The 19,058-nt window shown below is 50.3% G+C and carries 18 protein-coding genes; 8 read left to right on the top strand and 10 right to left on the bottom strand.

Annotated features, from left to right (window positions below; all coding sequences use genetic code 11):
- Nucleotides 1–42 precede the first annotated feature (42 nt).
- A complete protein-coding gene (locus EDD53_RS03230) occupies nucleotides 43–627 on the bottom strand; it encodes a lipid-binding SYLF domain-containing protein (RefSeq protein ID WP_123791748.1) in 585 nt (194 codons plus the stop codon).
- 150 nt (nucleotides 628–777) lie between these two features.
- A complete protein-coding gene (hemB, locus tag EDD53_RS03225) occupies nucleotides 778–1,782 on the bottom strand; it encodes a porphobilinogen synthase (protein WP_123791747.1) in 1,005 nt (334 codons plus the stop codon).
- A 145-nt stretch (nucleotides 1,783–1,927) separates the two neighbouring features.
- Here hemB and EDD53_RS03220 point away from each other — a divergent pair, with 145 nt between their 5' ends.
- Both EDD53_RS03220 and mfd read left to right on the top strand, forming a co-directional pair.
- Complete coding sequence (locus EDD53_RS03220) at nucleotides 1,928–2,455, top strand: component of SufBCD complex (RefSeq protein ID WP_123791746.1); 528 nt, start codon at nucleotides 1,928–1,930, stop codon at nucleotides 2,453–2,455.
- 17 nt (nucleotides 2,456–2,472) lie between these two features.
- The gene (gene mfd / locus EDD53_RS03215; protein ID WP_123791745.1) at nucleotides 2,473–5,940 is read left to right on the top strand and encodes a transcription-repair coupling factor; all 3,468 of its coding nucleotides are present in this window, start codon (nucleotides 2,473–2,475) and stop codon (nucleotides 5,938–5,940) included.
- A 13-nt stretch (nucleotides 5,941–5,953) separates the two neighbouring features.
- Here the strand turns inward: mfd and EDD53_RS03210 are convergent, their stop codons facing one another.
- Both EDD53_RS03210 and EDD53_RS03205 read right to left on the bottom strand, forming a co-directional pair.
- A complete protein-coding gene (locus tag EDD53_RS03210) occupies nucleotides 5,954–6,463 on the bottom strand; it encodes a methyltransferase family protein (RefSeq protein ID WP_123791744.1) in 510 nt (169 codons plus the stop codon).
- A complete protein-coding gene (locus EDD53_RS03205; protein ID WP_123791743.1) occupies nucleotides 6,460–7,110 on the bottom strand; it encodes a DsbA family oxidoreductase in 651 nt (216 codons plus the stop codon). Before EDD53_RS03205 ends, EDD53_RS03210 begins: the two co-directional genes overlap by 4 nt.
- Before the next feature lie 364 nt (nucleotides 7,111–7,474).
- Here EDD53_RS03205 and EDD53_RS03200 point away from each other — a divergent pair, with 364 nt between their 5' ends.
- Nucleotides 7,475–7,711 (top strand): hypothetical protein, encoded by a 237-nt coding sequence (locus EDD53_RS03200; RefSeq protein WP_123791742.1) that lies wholly within the window; start codon nucleotides 7,475–7,477, stop codon nucleotides 7,709–7,711.
- Between the two features lie 367 nt (nucleotides 7,712–8,078).
- Here the strand turns inward: EDD53_RS03200 and EDD53_RS03195 are convergent, their stop codons facing one another.
- Both EDD53_RS03195 and EDD53_RS03190 read right to left on the bottom strand, forming a co-directional pair.
- On the bottom strand, nucleotides 8,079–8,192 hold the full coding sequence (locus EDD53_RS03195) for an entericidin EcnA/B family protein (RefSeq protein WP_123791741.1): 114 nt from the start codon (nucleotides 8,190–8,192) through the stop codon (nucleotides 8,079–8,081).
- Complete coding sequence (locus EDD53_RS03190) at nucleotides 8,192–10,006, bottom strand: extracellular solute-binding protein (protein WP_123791740.1); 1,815 nt, start codon at nucleotides 10,004–10,006, stop codon at nucleotides 8,192–8,194. Before EDD53_RS03190 ends, EDD53_RS03195 begins: the two co-directional genes overlap by 1 nt.
- Nucleotides 10,007–10,404: 398 nt before the next feature.
- On the opposite strand from EDD53_RS03190, the gene EDD53_RS03185 reads away from it, so the two are divergent.
- Nucleotides 10,405–11,178: a 3-hydroxybutyrate dehydrogenase gene (locus EDD53_RS03185; RefSeq protein ID WP_123791739.1), complete on the top strand. Its 774-nt coding sequence runs from the start codon at nucleotides 10,405–10,407 to the stop codon at nucleotides 11,176–11,178.
- A 57-nt stretch (nucleotides 11,179–11,235) separates the two neighbouring features.
- On the opposite strand, the gene EDD53_RS03180 is transcribed toward EDD53_RS03185, so the two are convergent.
- The 3 genes from EDD53_RS03180 to EDD53_RS03170 form a co-directional block, all read right to left on the bottom strand.
- Nucleotides 11,236–11,976 (bottom strand): DUF502 domain-containing protein, encoded by a 741-nt coding sequence (locus EDD53_RS03180; protein WP_123791738.1) that lies wholly within the window; start codon nucleotides 11,974–11,976, stop codon nucleotides 11,236–11,238.
- Between the two features lie 124 nt (nucleotides 11,977–12,100).
- Complete coding sequence (locus EDD53_RS03175; protein ID WP_123791737.1) at nucleotides 12,101–13,009, bottom strand: pseudouridine-5'-phosphate glycosidase; 909 nt, start codon at nucleotides 13,007–13,009, stop codon at nucleotides 12,101–12,103.
- Nucleotides 13,006–13,899 carry a PfkB family carbohydrate kinase gene (locus EDD53_RS03170; RefSeq protein ID WP_123791736.1) on the bottom strand — a complete coding sequence of 298 codons (894 nt, stop codon included), beginning with the start codon at nucleotides 13,897–13,899 and terminating at the stop codon, nucleotides 13,006–13,008. Before EDD53_RS03170 ends, EDD53_RS03175 begins: the two co-directional genes overlap by 4 nt.
- 309 nt (nucleotides 13,900–14,208) lie before the next feature.
- On the opposite strand from EDD53_RS03170, the gene rpsB reads away from it, so the two are divergent.
- Together rpsB and tsf are read left to right on the top strand one after the other, a co-directional pair.
- Nucleotides 14,209–14,967 (top strand): 30S ribosomal protein S2, encoded by a 759-nt coding sequence (rpsB, locus tag EDD53_RS03165; RefSeq protein ID WP_123791735.1) that lies wholly within the window; start codon nucleotides 14,209–14,211, stop codon nucleotides 14,965–14,967.
- Between the two features lie 81 nt (nucleotides 14,968–15,048).
- Nucleotides 15,049–15,924 (top strand): translation elongation factor Ts, encoded by an 876-nt coding sequence (gene tsf / locus EDD53_RS03160; protein ID WP_123791734.1) that lies wholly within the window; start codon nucleotides 15,049–15,051, stop codon nucleotides 15,922–15,924.
- 287 nt (nucleotides 15,925–16,211) lie between these two features.
- Here tsf and EDD53_RS03155 read toward each other — a convergent pair whose 3' ends face one another.
- Nucleotides 16,212–17,114 carry a LysR family transcriptional regulator gene (locus tag EDD53_RS03155; protein WP_123791733.1) on the bottom strand — a complete coding sequence of 301 codons (903 nt, stop codon included), beginning with the start codon at nucleotides 17,112–17,114 and terminating at the stop codon, nucleotides 16,212–16,214.
- Between the two features lie 111 nt (nucleotides 17,115–17,225).
- Between EDD53_RS03155 and EDD53_RS03150 the strand changes: the two genes are divergently transcribed.
- Nucleotides 17,226–18,401 carry a cytochrome P450 gene (locus EDD53_RS03150; RefSeq protein WP_123791732.1) on the top strand — a complete coding sequence of 392 codons (1,176 nt, stop codon included), beginning with the start codon at nucleotides 17,226–17,228 and terminating at the stop codon, nucleotides 18,399–18,401.
- Between the two features lie 35 nt (nucleotides 18,402–18,436).
- Nucleotides 18,437–18,760 (top strand): 2Fe-2S iron-sulfur cluster-binding protein, encoded by a 324-nt coding sequence (locus EDD53_RS03145; protein ID WP_123791731.1) that lies wholly within the window; start codon nucleotides 18,437–18,439, stop codon nucleotides 18,758–18,760.
- Nucleotides 18,761–19,058 lie beyond the last annotated feature (298 nt).

Raw genomic sequence — 19,058 nt, 5'->3', positions numbered from 1 at the left:
GCCCCGTAAGGTGCGCTTTTTGCTTGATAATTCCGCATCGATCTATGGAATGATGCGGGAATATTTGATGCCTTCAACCGTGGCGCCAGCAATCAATCCTGCTTGACCAAACACCACTGCAATCACAGGCGACCGTGATGTTGTGGTTTCCGCGGATAGGTTTTCACCACGGTTGTTCAATGCATATTCAATATCCGCACCGGCGGCCCAACCTGATGATCTGCGGAAGGTCGCCAAGGCATCATTGGTCATGAAAAACAGCACATGCGCATATTGCTGGGCGCCGATCTGCAAACCAACCGAGGCCTGAGTTGAGGAATAATAGTCAACCGTTACGTCATTCACCCGCAAGACGCCGCGCCCGTAAGAGCCACCAACACCAAGACCCGCTTTTGTCACCAAGGGCATGACCAACATGCCAACGGATTTTTCACGCAGGTCACGCGTGTTGGGGTAGGTGTTGTACAGGTAATCCAGTGATGCGTCAGCGCGGGCTTCGATCCGTGGGCCGCCATTTCCTGTGAGGCCATTGTTACAGGCCGCCAAAAGGCTGGTGGCCCCAAGACCGATCATAAATGTGCGGCGGTTGCCGAGGGATGGTTTTCGCGTAACGACGGATTGTGTCATAGGGCTGCCCTTATATTCTTGCCCGAAGGCATCATTGCTCACGAAGCTTTAAAGCCTCTTTTATCTTTGTTTACCCGTATTTTGCATGGTTTTTCCATTTTGTCATGACCAAAGCGCATTTGGTGCGATTTTCGGCGAAAAACCCGTGCTTTAATCGGATGATTTTAAAAGTTTTGCCACTTCGGGCGCGAAATAGGTCAAAATCCCGCTGCATCCCGCACGCTTGAAGCACATCAGGCTTTCTAAAATGGTCGATTTACGGTCAATCCAGCCATTTTCAGCAGCCGCCGAAATCATCGCATATTCGCCTGACACCTGATAGGCAAAGGTCGGCACACCGAAAGTATCACGGGCTTGGCGGCAGATATCCAAATAAGGCATGCCAGGTTTCACCATCACCATATCTGCGCCCTCGGTCAGGTCGCGTTCGATCAAACGCATGGCTTCTTCGGCATTCGCGGGGTCCATTTGATAAGTCTTTTTATCGCCTGTCAACGCGCCAGAGGCCCCGACAGCATCGCGAAACGGACCGTAGAATGATGAGGCATATTTGGCCGAATAAGACATGATCGTCACGTTCGAATGACCGTCCACTTCCAAGGCGCGGCGAATTGCCCCGATGCGCCCATCCATCATATCAGACGGGCCGATGATATCAGCGCCTGCTTCCGCCTGCGCAACGGCCATTTTCACGAGGGCTTCAACCGTCAAATCATTGACGATTTCACCGTTTACAACAAATCCGTCATGGCCGTTGATGTTATAGGGGTCTAGTGCCACGTCGGTCATAATGGCCAAGTCGGGCAAGGCCTGTTTCAGGGCGCGAATGGCGCGGTTGATCAGGTTGTCACTTGCCCAAGCTCCCGCACAATCTTCGGTTTTAAGATCTTGTTCTATATACGGAAAAAGGCAGATTACGCCAATGCCCAAATCATAGGCTTCGCTGGCGGATTGTACCAAAAGATCAATCGACAAACGGTTGACGCCAGGCATCGATACGATAGGCGTCGATTTGTTTTCGCCCTCTTGTACAAAGACGGGCCAGATCAAATCATGGGCTTCAAGGGCATTTTCACGCACCAAACCGCGCAGGGCGCTCATCTTGCGTGTGCGGCGTAGACGCGTCAACGGATAGGGAGCAACAGTGCGAGGCATAGCGTGTCCTTTTTGCAGGAAATCGATGTATTTTCTATAGATTATCAGGTGCCATGGATTTTCCTCTGCTTCAAGGGTAGGAATCGCCGCATCCACAGCATAAAGTCGTCAAAAGACGGCATAACGATCAGAAAGAGTTGCAGTTTTGAATCTCTATCAAACTATCTTTGAAGTGATCGATATGCGATCCTTTTCAAACCTATGGTACTGGATCGCTTTGGCGGTTTTGTGGTCTGCCACATCTCACTACGTTCTGGGTGTACCTTTTGATTTGGTGCAAAAAGCCTCAAAAGAAGGCGGCGAAAAACAGGCAGATATTGAAACCTTGGTGAGGATCAACATCAACCGTTTGCTGAACATCGCCGAAGTAACGGGTCTGTTTTCGGTGGCGCTTGTGTGCACAGGGCTTACTGTACTGTTTTCTTTGGGAATTTTCTATAGTGTTGAATTTGCGCAAGCGACATTTTTATTAGCTTTTCCAATGTGTTGCGTGGCTTTGATGAATGTTTTAACTGCCCGCAAAATCCGCAGTGAGACCCTGCAAGGGGCGGCTTTGTTCGAGACTTTGAAATTCCATAGGTTCAAGACGCAAGTGATTGGCATGATGTCGATTTTCGTCACTGCAATGTGGGGCATGTACCAAAACCTTGTGACAGGACCTTTGGGCGGATAACAACGCGGATAAGAACAATGACAGCAAAAAAACATATCCAAGTTGGCGGCGCGCCTGAGGGGTTCGACGCCTACCTGTTGATGCGCGAGATCGAAAAATCTGACGGCCCTGTGGTGCATATTGCCCGCGATGATAAGCGCCGCGAAGCGATGCGGACAGCGCTGCGCTTTTTCGCACCCGATTTGCCGGTTTTAGATTTTCCCGCATGGGATTGTTTGCCTTTCGATCGCATGTCACCCAATTCAGATATTTCTGCGCACAGGATGGCAACTTTGGCGGCTTTAAGTCACGGTGCCACCCCCAAACGGTTCGTTTTGCTGACAACTTTATCGGCGGCCACCCAGCGGGTGCCTGCGCGCAACACGTTGAAAGAAGCCGCTTTTACAGCTCGCGTTGGTGAGCGGATCAACGAGGCCAATCTAAGGGCGTTCTTGGTTCGGATGGGCTTTACCCAAGCGCCAACAGTTGTTGAGCCTGGCGATTACGCTATTCGTGGGGGCATCATTGATGTCTATGCGTCAGGGCATGATCTGCCTGTGCGTTTAGATTTCTTTGGCGATGAATTGGATGGGTTGCGTCGATTTGATCCTGCGACGCAGCGCACGACCACAAGCTTGAAAGAAATCACATTTACGCCTGTTTCAGAAGTCATTTTGGACGATGCGGCGATCACGCGGTTTCGTCAGAATTATCGCATTGAATTTGGCTCTACAGGGTCTGACGATCCGATCTATGAAGCGATTTCTGCGGGCAAAAAACATGCGGGCATTGAACATTGGTTGCCCTATTTTCATGAGACATTGGAAACGGTATTTGATTATCTTCCAAAAGCAACAATATCACTTGATAATCAATTGGATGCAGCACGACTTTCACGTTGGGAAGGCATCCAAGATCAGTATGAAAACCGTAAAGAGGCACTCACCGCAAAAGGCCGATTAGACAGTGTTTATAAACCCTGTCCGCCTGAGCTTTTATATCTGACTGACGACGCTTGGACGTCTGTAACTCAAGACCGTCGCATGCTCAGTCTTAACCCATTACAGGTGCCGACAGGGCTGGGCGCAATTGATGCAGGTGGCGTTTTAGGGCGCAATTTTTCACCTGAACGAAATCTTGAAAATATAAATATTTTCCAATCATTAGCGGATCATATTAATGCAAAGCGTAAGGGCGGGCAGGTGATCATTGCCTCTTGGTCTGAAGGCGCGCGTGACCGTATTTCGACCTTGCTGCAAGACCAAGACCTCAACGGCGCGGTTGAAATTGGCGATTGGCGTGATGTGCCAGAGGGCATCGGAGGTGTTTTCTTAGCAATTTGGCCGCTTGATCAAGGGTTCGAAGCACAGCTCGACACGGGGCATATCACGGTTATTTCCGAACAAGATGTGCTTGGCGATCGTCTCATCCGCCGACCAACGCGCAAAAAACGCGCTGAGAATTTCCTGACAGAACATTCCAATCTCACTGTCGGTGATTTGATCGTGCATGTTGAGCATGGGGTGGGGATTTACCAAGGGTTGGAGGTCGTCACAGCCTTGGGCGCGGCCCATGAATGTCTGTTGTTAGAATATGCAGGCGGCGACCGACTGTATTTACCTGTTGAAAACATTGAGCTTCTAAGTCGCTATGGCCATGACGAAGGCATGTTGGACAAGCTCGGCGGCGGGGCTTGGCAGGCGAAAAAAGCGCGGATGAAAGAACGCATCCGCGAAGTGGCCGAAAAGCTGATCCGCATCGCGGCAGAGCGTCATATCCGCAAAGCGCCAATAATGACGCCGCCCGATGATATGTGGCAGGCGTTTTGTGCGCGCTTTCCTTATTCGGAAACCGAAGATCAGTTGCGCGCCATCGAAGATGTTTTGGATGACTTCGAAGCAGGACGTCCGATGGATCGTTTGATTTGCGGCGATGTTGGCTTTGGCAAAACCGAAGTCGCCATGCGTGCTGCCTTTATTGCCGCCATGTGCGGTGTGCAGGTGGCGATGATCGCGCCGACGACACTTTTGGCGCGTCAACATTATCGCTCCTTTGCTGAAAGATTCCGTGGTTTTCCAATCAACGTGCGGCCCATGTCGCGTTTTGTGTCGACCAAAGAGATGGCCAAAACCCGCGAGGGCCTAGCGTCGGGCGAAGTTGACATTGTGGTCGGCACCCATGCGCTTTTGGCCAAATCAGTGCGCTTCCAAAACATAGGTTTGATGATCGTCGACGAAGAACAGCGCTTTGGTGTGACCCATAAAGAACGACTTAAGTCACTGAAATCAAACATTCATGTTCTAACGCTTTCGGCGACACCCATCCCGCGCACCTTGCAAATGTCACTGACGGGCGTGCGCGACTTGTCGATCATCGGCACACCGCCTGTCGATCGTTTGTCGATCCGCACCTATGTGTCTGAATTCGATACGGTCACATTGCGAGAAGCCTTGTTGCGCGAACATTATCGTGGCGGGCAGTCCTTTTTTGTGGTGCCACGCATCAAAGATATTCCTGAGATCGAAGACTTCTTACGCAAAGAAGTGCCCGAAGTCAGCGTTGTGATTGGACACGGCCAATTGGCGGCGGGCGAATTGGATGATCGGATGAATGCCTTTTACGATGGCAAATTCGATGTGCTTTTGGCGACGACCATCGTGGAAAGTGGCATCGATATTCCCACTGCCAACACTATGATTATTCACCGTGCGGATATGTTTGGCTTGGCACAGTTGTACCAAATTCGAGGCCGTGTCGGGCGCGCAAAAACCCGCGCCTATGCCTATCTTACCACGAAACCACGCAGCCCGCTTACACCCACAGCCGAAAAACGTCTGCGGGTTTTGGGCAGTTTGGACACTTTGGGGGCTGGTTTTACGCTTGCCTCACAAGATCTGGACATTCGCGGTGCGGGCAATTTGGTGGGCGAAGAACAATCTGGTCAGGTGAAAGAAGTCGGGTTTGAACTGTATCAAAACCTGCTGGAAGAGGCGATTGCCAAGATCAAATCCGGCGACGAAGCCGTGACTTTGGACGATGATGGTCAATGGGCGCCGCAAATCAATTTGGGCGTGCCTGTTTTGATTCCTGAAACTTATGTTGCCGATCTTGATGTGCGTTTAGGGCTTTATCGTCGCCTGTCAGGTCTGCGCAGCAAAGTTGAACTCGAAGGTTTTGCCGCTGAATTGATCGACCGCTTTGGGAAGCTTCCCAAAGAGGTCAATACCTTGCTGGTGATTGTGCGGATCAAGGAAAAATGCCGCGAGGCTGGCATCGGGCGTTTGGACGGCGGGCCAAAAGGTGTCACCATTCAGTTCCACAATGATAAATTTGCGAGCCCTGTGGGGCTTGTTGATTTCATCCAAGCGCAAAAGGGCATGGCAAAGGTCAAAGACAACAAAATCATCGTGCGCCGCGATTGGAAAAAAGACAGTGACAAAATCAAGGGCGCGTTTTCGATTGCGCAGGATTTGGCCAAGTTTTCAAAGGTCGGCGTGAAAAAATAAAGACGTCTGCGCGTTATGTTTTTAGATGTTTGCCTTCGACATGGCTGGCAAAGACCAAGGCGGCACAGCCAAAGACCGCAAGCACCACCGCATAAGGCGATCCGCCGAAAAGCGCGAGACCAATAAATGACAGGCTTTGGCCGATGTATTGCGGGTGACGGTGGTATTTATAGGGGCCTTTGGTGCAGCCGTCAGCGGGATATGATCCGCCGAGCGGCCAGCCTGATGTCGCCTTTAAGCCAAGTGCAGATGTGCCCCAAGATTGCAAAATCGATCCTGCCACGGCGATGATTGCCCCGAGTGTCACAAGCGATTCTGGTAAGATGCGGGCCTCGTTTTCGGACAGTCCTAAGCGAAACAGGCCAACATAAATCATCGTCGTCAAACCCCAAGACCATAACACGCAGATCCAAGAGGGGCGGCGCGGCGGCCAAATGCGCGCGCTGGGTCTTAAGTTGGCATGGGTCAGAATGCCAAGCCAACCAAAGCACCCAATAAGTCCTAGCGCGAAATTAAGGATCATGCGTTAGATGTTTCGGTGGCCTGTGCCATCAATTCGTCGATGACGTTTATCCAAAGTGCGCTGTCTTGTGCGCCTGACACGGCGTGTTGCTGCGCGACGACAAACATTGGCACGGCGTTGATGCCGCGTTCGCGAGCATGTGCATCGCGGGTTTGGATGGCTTTAACATCTTCATCTGAGGCGAGCAGGCGCAAAATAACAGAGGCGTCTAGGCCGATACTGTCAGCTATATCCGCCAAAACTTCTGCATCGCCGATGTCGCGCCCATCAACAAAATAGGCAGCAAAAAGTGCATCGACCATGGCAGTCTGTTTGGCTTCCAAGCCTGCCCAGTGAATGACGCGGTGCGCATTTAGGGTGTTGGGCGTTTTTTCGATTTTGCCCAAATCTGCATCGGGAAGTTCTTTCGCCAAGGTTTCAACGACAGGGCGGTAGGCGTTTTTCGCGCCTTCGGTGCCGCCAAATTTACCTTCCAAATAGGCGCGTCGATCCATGCCCTCCGCAGGCATCTCAGGGTTCAATTGAAACGGGTGCCATTCCACCACGAAAGGGTGGTCTGGGCGTTGGTCGAGGGCTGCTTCAAGACGTGTTTTTCCAATGTAGCACCACGGGCAAATGGGATCGGAAAAGATATCAAGTTTGATCATTTGAACAAGGTCCTTGGGTGAGCGTGATTTTAAAGCAAGGCGCGGGGTGAGAAATATGGCCTGCGCAGTTTGAAGTTAGCTAGCCTATTTGTTGAAAAATAACACCCCAATTCACAAAAGGAAAATATTCTTCCACCTCACGATTTTTGCAAATTCAGATGTTCTCATTGACCTATATCTTGTGATGCAGTGGGGTTTGCAACTTTGCAAACTGCGCATATTCCGCTTTTGTTCACGTTTGTTCGCAAGGAATGGGGCGTATTGTGTTACAAATCATGCTGCGTGACCTGAGCGATGATTTGTGGTTAAGATATTGCAACGTAACGATAATTATTTCGCATCCGAGAGACGCAGGTTCCCGATTATGGCATTTTACACCGACAACAGCTTTTCATCAGCTCAGGGTCGCGCTTTTGCGCGCAAAAGCAGCCTGTCTTTGCCGCAGCGCATGCGTTTGCCCGTGGTGACAATCGCGTTGGGTGCTATCGCAGCCTTGGTCATCGCCGCTGGCGCTTTGGATTGGTTGCCCGTGAATGGGTCTGTGACATCTCAGCTGAGCGAAATTGAATACATGATCGGCACCACTGATCAAACCTACTGACACTTGAAAACAGGTGTGACAGACGATTTAGGCCAAGCAAGATACCCCATCGAGCAAAGTCCCCAAGACGAATGGTTTGGCCCAATACGCCCCCGAAGATGCGCTTAACAGCATCCGGGGGCTTTTTCTTTTTTTGGGGTGGTTTTTGCAGCCCAGTGGCGCAAATGAGATGTGCAATCTCGGAACACGCGCAGGGATTGGCCTGCACGTGTTTTTAGGGGAACTCAACGCACAATAGCTGTGGCTGCTTTGCCCGTCGTTTTCACAACTGCCTTGCTGGCTTTATATCCTGTTTTCACACCCGCTCGGGCCACAGAACAGCCAGTCAAAGATATACATACCAAAGCACTCACTACGAGTTTATGCACTACAGCCAGCCCTGAACGGTCCGCGATGCGCCAGTGATATCTTCACCAACGCCCGCGACTGTGCCGCAAGAGGCCAAAGTTGTAAGCAATATAACAGCGATTATCGTTTTCATCAGTCTTCCCAGTACCAAACATCAGGTTGCCAACCGATCCAGTCACCATAGATCGGCAAAGTTTCGGGGAATTTTAACTCTTTTGCATGTGCAAGACGAGAAATATTCCACTGGTAGATAGGTATTGCATAGCGCCCAGATGTCAAAACACGATCAAGTGCGCGCGCTGACGCTAAAAAGTCATCTTGGCTTGTGGATGACAACAATGTGTCGATCAGACTGTCCACCGCTTCCGACTGAATGCCGATGAGATTGCGCGATCCTTCAATTTCTGCGGCCTCAGATCCCCAATAGGATTTTTGTTCATTGCCAGGTGACAGTGACAAGCCAACGCGGAAGTTGGTCATGCCAAAATCAAAACTATCGGTGCGCGCGCGGTATTGTGGCGCGTCAACAACTGTGACGGTCGGCTTTATGCCAAGCTGCGCCAGATTGGTCACATAGGTGTCGATGATGGATTGGTTTTCGTCATCGCCAACTTTCAGCAAAATATCAAAGGTAAAGGCATCGCCTTCGGCATTTTTCATCACGCCGTCTTGCACAGTCCAACCAGCTTCTTCGAAAAGGGCCAGAGTGGTCCGCAGGGATTTGCGGTCATTCTGCGTGCCGTTGGTGACGGGCAGGGTGTATCCCTCGATCGCGCCTGGCAAAAGGTCATCTTTGAAAGGTTCAAGCAATTCTGCAACTTTTCCTGTGGCGGGGCCGTCTTGCATGCCGAGGGTCGAATTGGAGAAATAAGATGTGATCCGCGATTGCTGTGATCCAGTCTGCACCTCATTGATGTATTCGAAATTGAATGCAGTGATCAAAGCTTCACGCACGCGCCAATCTTGGAACTGGGGCAGGCGAGTGTTCATGGCAAAGCCTGTCATGCCAGAGGGGCGCTGATGTGGCACGATGGATTTCACCACATCGCCGCGTTCAATCGCGGGAAAGTTATATTGGTCATCCCAGGTCTGCACGTTGAATTCACGATGCGCGTTCAGCTCACCAGCTTTGAACGCTTCGATCACCAAGCTTGAGTCCGCAAAAAATTCCCAGCGAATGGTGTCCAAATTGGCTTGGCCACGCATGAATGGCACGTCTTTTCCCCAATAATCAGGGTTGCGCGAAAGTTCGACAAAACTGCCCGCTTTGAAATCTGAGACCACATAGGGTGCAGATCCAATGGGAATTTGATCGAAACCAGATTTGGTAAAGTCCAATCCATCCCATTGCGCTTTTTTCAAAATCGGCCGCATCCCGACCAAAAGCGCTAATTCACGGTTATCCGTGTTAAATGTGAACTTGACCGATCTCGGGCCAGTTTGTTCCATACTTTCGATCTGGGTCCAAAGCGACGCATAGCGACCGTGGCCTTCGGTGCCGAGTTTTTCATAAGACCACATGACATCTTCGATGGTCACAGGGCTGCCGTCTGAAAACTTAGCTTCCTCGCGTAATGTGAATTCGGCCCATTCGCGGTTGTCACCGACTTCAATCGATTCGGCTAAAACACCATAAAGCGCAAAGGGTTCGCCATATGAGCGCCCCATCAAACTTTCGGCCAACATAAATCTCAGTTGCCACGGAACCGTGCCTTTTTGAATATAAGGGTTCAAACTGTCAAAGGTGCCGCCTTCGCCAGTGACGATCTTACCCCCCTTAGGGGCCTCAGGGTTTGCATAGGGCAGTGACACGAAATCTTGTGGTAACGCAGGGTCACCGTACATAGCGATGCCATGTTTTGCCTCGGCAAAAGCCATTGAGGTTGTGCAGCACAGGGCAAAGGCCGTGGACCGTATTAGGTATCTTGAGAAAAACTGCGTTGCCATTCTTGCTACAATGCCTCCATCCGCGTGGGTTTACTTGCACTTAGCTTATGACGCCCTGACTGAGGTTTCAAACTTTTAGCTTGGATGCCACGCGATAAATGCGTATAAAGAAGTCACTGCTCGATAGGTTTCTTGCCTGTATGAAACCTGCCTCAATAACTTTGCGCCCGCCTCGTGCGGGCGTTTTTTTTGGCAAATAGCTAGGCAGGCTTGGCTGTATCGCGGTTTTCCAAGCTGTGACCTAAGCTACTTTGAGCGCGCAGAAAAACCTGAAAAACCGATTCCTTTTCACCGTTATTTGCACAATGATTCTGTTTTGAGTTGCAGTATCAGGCGAAACTCTGTTGTCATAGCTTTGAATAAATGCCGAATTTGGCAGATGAAAGTGGAGCAGTTACATGATTTTGGCAGGAAAACAGGCCGTCATCACGGGATCGAATTCAGGCATTGGGCTGGGTATCGCCCGTGAATTGGCCAAGGTCGGCGCGGATATTGTATTGAATTCGTTCACAAACAACGATGAAGACCACGCTTTGGCTGACGCATTGGCCGATGAATTTAATGTCAAAGCCCGCTATATTTCGGCGGATATGTCAAAAGGCAGCGCCTGTCGCGCTTTGATCGAACAGGCTGGCGCTTGCGACATTTTGGTGAATAACGCGGGGATCCAGCATGTGGCCGCGATTGATGAATTTCCCAGCGATAAATGGGATGCAATCATCGCTATCAATATGAGTTCCGCTTTTCACACCACAGCCGCAGCTTTACCTGTCATGCGCGCCAGCGGTTGGGGCAGGGTGATCAATATCGCCTCAGCCCACGGATTAACTGCGTCACCGTTTAAATCGGCTTATGTCACAGCAAAACACGGGGTCGTTGGTTTGACAAAAGTCACAGCCTTGGAAACCGCAGAAGAAAACATTACCGCCAATGCCATTTGTCCTGGCTATGTTTTGACACCGCTGGTCGAGGCGCAAATCCCTGATACAATGGAAAAATATGGGATGGACCGCGAAACGGTTATTCGCGAAGTTTTACTGGAACGCCAGCCCTCAAAGGCATTCGCAACGGTGGAACAGCTGGGCGGCACCTGCGTGTATTTGGCATCTGACGCGGCGGCCCAAATGACGGGCACGACGCTTTCAATCGACGGGGGCTGGACAGCGCTCTAAAGCAATTGCATCGAGTAACCAAAGCGAGGGTCCATGCATGTGGGCGCTCGTTTTGGTTTATTTTTTTGAAATCTTAGGATTTGACTCGGCTGGTGCCTTGCCATTTGGGTAAACGAGACCCGCAGAGATCACCAGTTTCGCTGCATCTTCAACGGTCATATCCAAAATGCGAACTTCTGATGTTTTAAAGAACAATAAAAAACCCGAAGTCGGGTTGGGCGTGGTGGGCACAAAGACCGAAATCAACGGGTCAGATGGGTCAGCGCCAGCGGCGATTTCGCCTTTTGCCGAAGTAGATACAAATCCGATGGCCCAAGTGCCTTTGCGCGGATATTCAATCAAACAGGCTTGATCAAACGAAGTTTCAGACTGAGCAAATACAGTTTCTGCGATTTGTTTCAAGCCGTTATATACCGAACTTACCACGGGCGTACGATCTACAAGAGCCTCTGCCCAGCGGATAAAGGATCGACCAAGCAGGCCCTTGGCAAGCCATCCGACGATCACAGTGAAAATCAAAAAGATGATCACCCCAACGCCGCGCAGGTTGACTGGCAACTGATTGAGGGGATCATCATAGCCCAAAAGGCGGTTGATAATTTCGCCTGGATGATAAGCGCGCGGCACGAAATTCAAAACCCAGCCATCGAACCAGCCAGTCACGGTCCAAATCAAATAGGCGGTCAAGCCGATGGGGGCGACAACAACGAGCCCCGTAAAGAAAGACGCCCGCAGCCGCGCAAACATCCCGCGTTTTGGCGCAGGTGTTGGGGTTGGCTCATCGAAGGGATTGGTCATGGGCGCAGCCTGTCTTTACATAAAATTTTGAAACATATTCCAGCGAACCTAGGCATCACCACGCCGAGACACAATAACACCTAGAGCTGAAATACGTCAAAGCCGTGAATAAACTCGCAATTGCCTAGAAAGCACACGCAATTTGCGCCGCCAAACGCGCATTATTGCGCACAAGTGCAATATTGGCTGTCAAAGACTGTCCTTCGGTCAGCTCAAAAATCCGCCCCAGTAAGAAAGGTGTCAATTGCTTGGCGGTGATGGATTGGTCTTCGGCTTCTTGTAGCGCCGTTTCGACAAAGGGCATGATAACATCAACTGGAATTTCGTCAGCTTCAGGGATGGGATTGGCAATCAATTGACCGCCAGGCAAGCCCATAAGTGTACGCATTTGCGCGGATTTCGCGATATCGGCAGCACTGTCCAAACGCAAAGGCGCTTTATATTGTGAGGCGCGTGACCAAAACGCGGGTAGGGCGTCTTGACCATAGGCAATGACGGGAACCCCTTGTGTTTCAAGGACTTCCATCGTTTTCGGAATGTCCAAAATCGCCTTGGGGCCAGCAGCAACAACGGTCACGGGGGTTTGCGCCAATTCCAGCAAGTCGGCAGAAATGTCAAAAGTGTCTTCCGCGCCGCGGTGAACCCCACCGATGCCACCTGTCGCAAAGACGTGAATACCTGCCAAATGCGCCGCAATCATGGTGGCTGCAACCGTGGTGGCACCCGTGCCACCTGTTGCAATGCAAACTGCCAGATCCGCACGCGAAAGCTTAGCAACGTTTTGCGCTTGCCCAAGGCTTTCCAACTCTTCATCCCTCAACCCAACGTGCAGCTTGCCCTTCAGCACTGCAATCGTTGCAGGTACGGCACCGTTGTCGCGCACATCACTTTCGACCAAACGCGCTGTTTCGACGTTCTGCGGATACGGCATGCCGTGGGTGATGATCGTGCTTTCAAGTGCGACAATGGCTTTGCCCGCATCTTTTGCGGCTTGGACATCAGGGGAAAAGGTGATGGGCAGGGTAAGGGTCATATATCTGTGTCTCCTGAGACATAAAGGGCCGCAGCTTCAAGGGCTTGTGTAAGAGAGTTCATGCTATCAGCGCCGTTCATTTCAGCCGCGATATGGGCTGCCATAAAGGTATCGCCTGCGCCAGTGACGCGCGCGACCATGACGGAAGGGGGCGTTTGTGTGAGCACGGTATTTTGGCTGGCCAAGGTTGCGTCATCCCCGCCATTGGTGACCAAAACGCGATGCGCACCTTTGGCGATCAAGGCACCCGCAGCATCTTGAGACCTGTGGAATGTTTGGTGACACAATAGGCCCGCTTCTTCCAAATTGACATAAAGTGTTGCGCGCGGGTGGTGTAACAAGGGCTGCAATCGTTCGGCTTTTCCGGGGCTCGCAGGGGCCACGCGCAGGTCAGCCGCGCTAAACAAAGGTGATGTTGCTATCTCGCGCAACAAAGCCGCCGTGAGATTGCCATCAAGGGCGATAGGGCCAGCATAGGGGGATTCCGCAGACCCCAAGCGCCCGTCACTCAAGGGGCGCAAAACCTTGTCGCCAGCTGCCTCTAATGAATGTGCATCCGCAATGGCGGCAATCAGACCATTTGCGCCCTCGACAGCCATATAGATGTCTGTGGGCAGATCGTCTGATCTATATATATAGTCGGTTTGGATATCGCGCACTTTGGCGGCTTCTATCAATTCATCCCCTTGGGCATCGCGACCGATAGAGGTGAGCAGGCTGGGTTTTAGGCCAAATCGGGACAGGGCCATAGCGATATTCATCGCAACACCGCCAGGCACACGAATGATCCGACCTGGCACGTCTGAGCCAACACGCATGGAGCGGTCAGAGCGGCCGATGATGTCCCATAGAACGGAACCAATACATAAGATTTGAGGTGCTTGTGTCATTATGCGAATTGGCGCTATTTTTGACCAAATGGCAAGAGATTTGACCTAAGGTTTCTGACGCCAAATGTGGAAAACTCACAAATTCATCGAGAAAGCTCACGGTTTCAAATGAAAAGCCCAGAAAAACTGTATTTTGATGCCAAAAAGCGATCAAAATCCCTTGCGCTTTTCAGTGAGCCAACCTATTAGCTCGATCACTTCACAGGCGGAGGCGGGCCCTCAAGGGAGAAATCCTTGTACGGTCCACCGGTTGGGGCATTTGTCCTGAAGACCCTCCGCTCAGGTATAAACCGGAAAAGGAACATGAATATGGCTCTTCCAGAATTCACTATCCGTCAGCTTTTGGAAGCTGGCGTTCACTATGGTCACCAAACACAACGCTGGAACCCGCGCATGCAGGAGTTCATCTACGGCGAGCGTAATGGTATCCACATCTTCGATTTGACACAAACTGTTCCAATGCTTGATCAAGCGTTGAAAGTTGTGCGCGACACAGCTGCCAAAGGCGGCCGTATCCTTTTCGTTGGTACAAAACGCCAAGCGGCTGGTCCTGTTGCTGAAGCTGCTGAAAAATGCGCACAGTACTACATGAACCACCGTTGGTTGGGCGGCACGCTGACAAACTGGAAAACTGTTTCCCAGTCTATCGCACGCCTTAAAATGATCGACGAAAAGCTTGCCTCTGGCGCCGAAGGCCTGACCAAGAAAGAGCGTTTGGGCATGGAACGTGACCAAGCTAAATTGCAAGCCTCTTTGGGCGGTATCCGCGACATGGGCGGCGTTCCTGACCTTATCTTCGTTGTTGACGTAAACAAAGAAGACCTAGCGATCTTGGAAGCCAACAAATTGGGTATCCCTGTTGTTGCTGTTGTTGACTCTAACTGCCCACCAGCAGGTGTTGATTACGTGATCCCAGGCAACGATGACGCGTCACGCGCGATCACATTGTACTGTGACTTGATTGCACGTGCAGCTCTTGACGGCATGACTGAACAAATGGGCGCTGCTGGCGTTGATTTCGGTGCTTTCGAAGAAGCTCCCGTTGAAGAAGTTGTTGCAGACGCGTAAGCGACCAACAGCCTTTACATAAATGTTACGGGGGCAGGGTAGACCCGCCCCCGATCCCATTTCAATTCTAGGAGAACCGGCATGGCAATTACTGCTGCAATGGTGAAAGAACTGCGCGAAGCAACAGCTGCAGGCATGATGGACGCTAAAAAAGCACTCGTTGAGTGTGATGGTGACATGGAGGCCGCTGTTGATTGGCTTCGCACCAAAGGTTTGGCAAAAGCTGCGAAAAAAGCTGGCCGTACAGCTGCGGAAGGCCTTGTTGCCGTTGCCGTTTCTGGTGGCAAAGGTGTTGCAGTTGAAGTGAACTCTGAAACTGACTTCGTTGGTAAAAACGCTGAATTCCAATCTATGGTTGGTTCAATTGCTGAAGTTGCCTTGACTGTAAACACAGTTGAAGAGCTTGCGACTGCTGACTTGGGTGGCAAAACTGTTTCCGAAGTGATCACAGATAAAGTTGCGACAATCGGTGAAAACATGGGCTTGCGCCGCATGTCTACGCTGACTGGCGATTTGGTTGTGTCTTATGTTCACAACGCTGCTGCTGACGGCATGGGTAAAATCGGTGTTCTCGTTGCGCTTAAAGGCGGCGACGAAGCGTTTGCAAAACAAGTTGCTATGCACATTGCCGCTGTTAACCCAGCAGCCCTGTCAGAAGCTGACCTTGATGCAGAGGTTGTCGAGAAAGAAAAGCAAGTTCAAATTGACATCGCACGTGAATCTGGCAAGCCAGATGCTGTGATCGAAAAAATGATCGTGGGCCGCATGAAAAAATTCATCGCAGAATCCACATTGTTGGGCCAAGCTTTTGTGATCAACCCAGATCTAACAGTTGAAGCTGCAGCAAAAGAAGCTGGCGCTGAAATCACTGGCTTTATCCGTCTCGCTGTTGGCGAAGGCATCGAGAAAGTTGAAGAAGATTTTGCTGCTGAAGTTGCAAAAACTATGGGCGGCTAAAATGGCTGGCTAATGTGCCATCCATTACGTTTTCTAAAAGGACCGGCATTTTAGCTGGTCCTTTTTTTATGGATGACCTTCACCAATGACATAAGCTTTGCCTCGTATATCTCTGATACTATGCGCAAATTCAATTCATTCTGTGTGTGGATTCATCTTCTTTTAACATAATACTGATTATAAGATATTTATATGCACGCAGCCTGTCCTCTATTGTGGCGCAGTCATTCATGCTGGCAGCGCTGCTGAGGTAAAGCGTTGAAGCTTTATAACGACGAATGCGACATTCAGGCCGTCATCGTTTCAGCAATAATATCTCGCACCCATTTGATCTTTGCTGAATGATGATGTTGCGCAGTCCAAACAATTCGAATGGGAAGTGACTGTTGTATCGGACAAGGCACCAAACGTAAGCTGCCACAGATTTTGCGGCCCATCCCCGCAGGAAGTGTCGCGACCAATGGCGAACCGCTCACGATTTCCTCGATCCCTGCTGGGCTTGGAACACGGAGCATCGGGCGAATTTGATGTCCCAAGCGTTCAAGCTCTGTCAGGTAGAATGACTTCCACATGCCACCATATGTAACAACGATATGGTCGAGCTTTAAATAGGTCTCCAAGGTTAACTCCGACTGCACCGCGGGATTGGCGGCATCCATCATGCAGACGTAATTATCTGTGAACAAGGTTCGGGCATAAAATGCGGTGTCGGTACGATTAAATGGACCGATCAAAATATCGGCTTCACGGTTCAACAACTTTTCATGGCCCAGCCCCGATGCGTCGATGATTTCTATTGGCATGCTTGGCGCAAGGCTGCGAAATGTGGCGACGATTGAAGGGATAAGCAGCAAGCGCTCATAGTAGTTGCAGGCAATGACCAGTGGGTCTGTTGTGGTTGTGGGGTCAAATGTATTGGCGCTTTGCAGGTCTTCCATTCGCAAAAGCATCTCTTCGGACAGGGTCACGAGAGAGACACATTTTTCAGTTGGTAAGGTCACCCCCGCTTCGCGAACAAAAAGCGGGTCTCCGACAACTTTTCTCACCTTATCAATATTATAGCTCACCACAGACTGGCTAACGCCAAGGCTATCTGCCGCACGCGTAAAGGATTTTTCTTTATACACCAAAAGCAAAATCTCAAGGGCACGCATATCCAGATTGCTCAAATTGCTGTGTTGCTGTGTCATCTGGCGTCCTTAGTCTTGATCGAAAAATTAGATTCATAACATCTAATGCATCATCTTTTCAGATGCAAATTCGCATGACATATTGGCAGAACAATTTTGGGAGGAATTGGCATGGCTTTAGCACCCGTAAATACCGAAATAGGCATGGTGCAACTGACGCACGACCCCTACCCCATTTACCGAAAAATGCGTACCCAAACGCCTGTGGTGCGGGTCGAACAGATCAAGCGAACCTTTGTGACCAAAGCCGCTATGACACGGATGATCAAAGACACGCCAGAAGTGTTTAGCTCGAACGACCCGAACACACCGATGGAACCCGCCTTTCAAGCGCATACTTTGATGCGCAAAGATGGTCTTGAACATCGACGTGAACGCATGGCAATGCAGTTGAGTTTTTCACCCAAAGTGATCAAACAAAACTGGGCTCAACTTTATCGCGATATCACACAAGACTACATATCGCGGCTGCCACGTGGGGAAACCGTTGATCTGTATAAAGATATCTGTGGTCCCGTCTCGGCCCGTATTCTCGTGCATATTCTCGGGTTAGACGGTGCAACAGATGACCAAATGCTGCGATGGTCACAACATTTGATTGACGGTGCTGGGAATTTTGGCTGGGATCCTGAGTTGTTTAAAATTTCGGATCGTGCAAATGACGAAATGAACGCGCATTTTGATGGGCTAATCGCACATCATATAGCCACTCCAAATTCATCTGCATTCTCTGTTATGTTGAATGCCCAAAATCCGATCCCACAAAGTCAAATCTACGCCAATCTTAAAATCGCCATCGGCGGTGGGATCAATGAGCCTCGTGATGCGATGGCCACGATTTTATATGGTTTGCTCACAAATCCTGATCAACTTGACGAGGTGCGCAGGCAAGATGCTTGGGGACAGGCCTTTGAAGAAGGTGTGCGTTGGGTCGCCCCCATTCAAGCCTCAAGCCGTTTGGTGTTAGAAGATACAGAAATCGGCGGTTACGATGTGCCCAAGGGTGAAACCGTGATGACTATTCAGGCCTCGGCCAACCGTGATGAGGATCTGTATGAAAATAGCGAGGAATTTATGGTTTTCCGGGACCAAAATCCGCATCAAGCTTTTGGCAGTGGACCGCATCTTTGTGCTGGCTCACATATCGCGCGGCGCACCGTTGGCGAAATCATGATCCCCGCGTTGTTCGATCGTTTTCCTGACATGTCTTTGGCGGATCCATCCAAGGTAAACTGGCGCGGCTTTGGTTTTCGGGGGCCGATCAATTTACCTGTCACATTGAGATAAGCGTCCAAACATGCTAAATTACAAAGGAATTCACTATGGTTAAAATCACGTATATTGCGGCCGATGGCACGGACACGACTGTTGAGACGCAAGTGGGCAACAACGTTATGCACACCGCGCTCAGCAACAATGTGGCTGGAATTGTTGGCGAATGTGGTGGCGCAATGATGTGTGCAACATGTCACTGCTATGTTGATGAGGCATGGGCAGACAAGGTGGGTGCACAGATAGATGGCGAAGAGGATATGTTAGAATGTGCGGCGGCTGACATACGGCCTACATCGCGCTTATCGTGCCAAATTAAAATTACGCCAGAACTAGATGGGCTTGTCGTGCACCTACCAGAAAGCCAAGAATAAGAAAATCTGTCTCCCTCGAAACTCGGTTTGACCAAGTTTTGAGGGGTTTTCTAAGCGGTGACGATGCAGCGCCCTAAGATATTTTTGGCCGATGAGCCGACAGCATTGCGTTTATCCGCCGATGAATTTGCGACCCTCGACGCTTATATCCGACACAATAAAATAGCAATTAAGTGTCAAATATGGTTGCCGCATAATTTTGAAACTATAGTTATATATCAGTGATATAAAGTAATATATTAATTCAATTTATAAAGAATATTCCATAAATACCGACCACCATATTTATAAACAATAG

Origin of the sequence: Pacificibacter maritimus (genome assembly GCF_003814915.1) — a bacterium.
Lineage (GTDB): Bacteria > Pseudomonadota > Alphaproteobacteria > Rhodobacterales > Rhodobacteraceae > Celeribacter > Celeribacter maritimus.
Note: the sequence above shows the minus strand (reverse complement) of the source record. Positions and strands in the feature narration are given on the sequence as shown.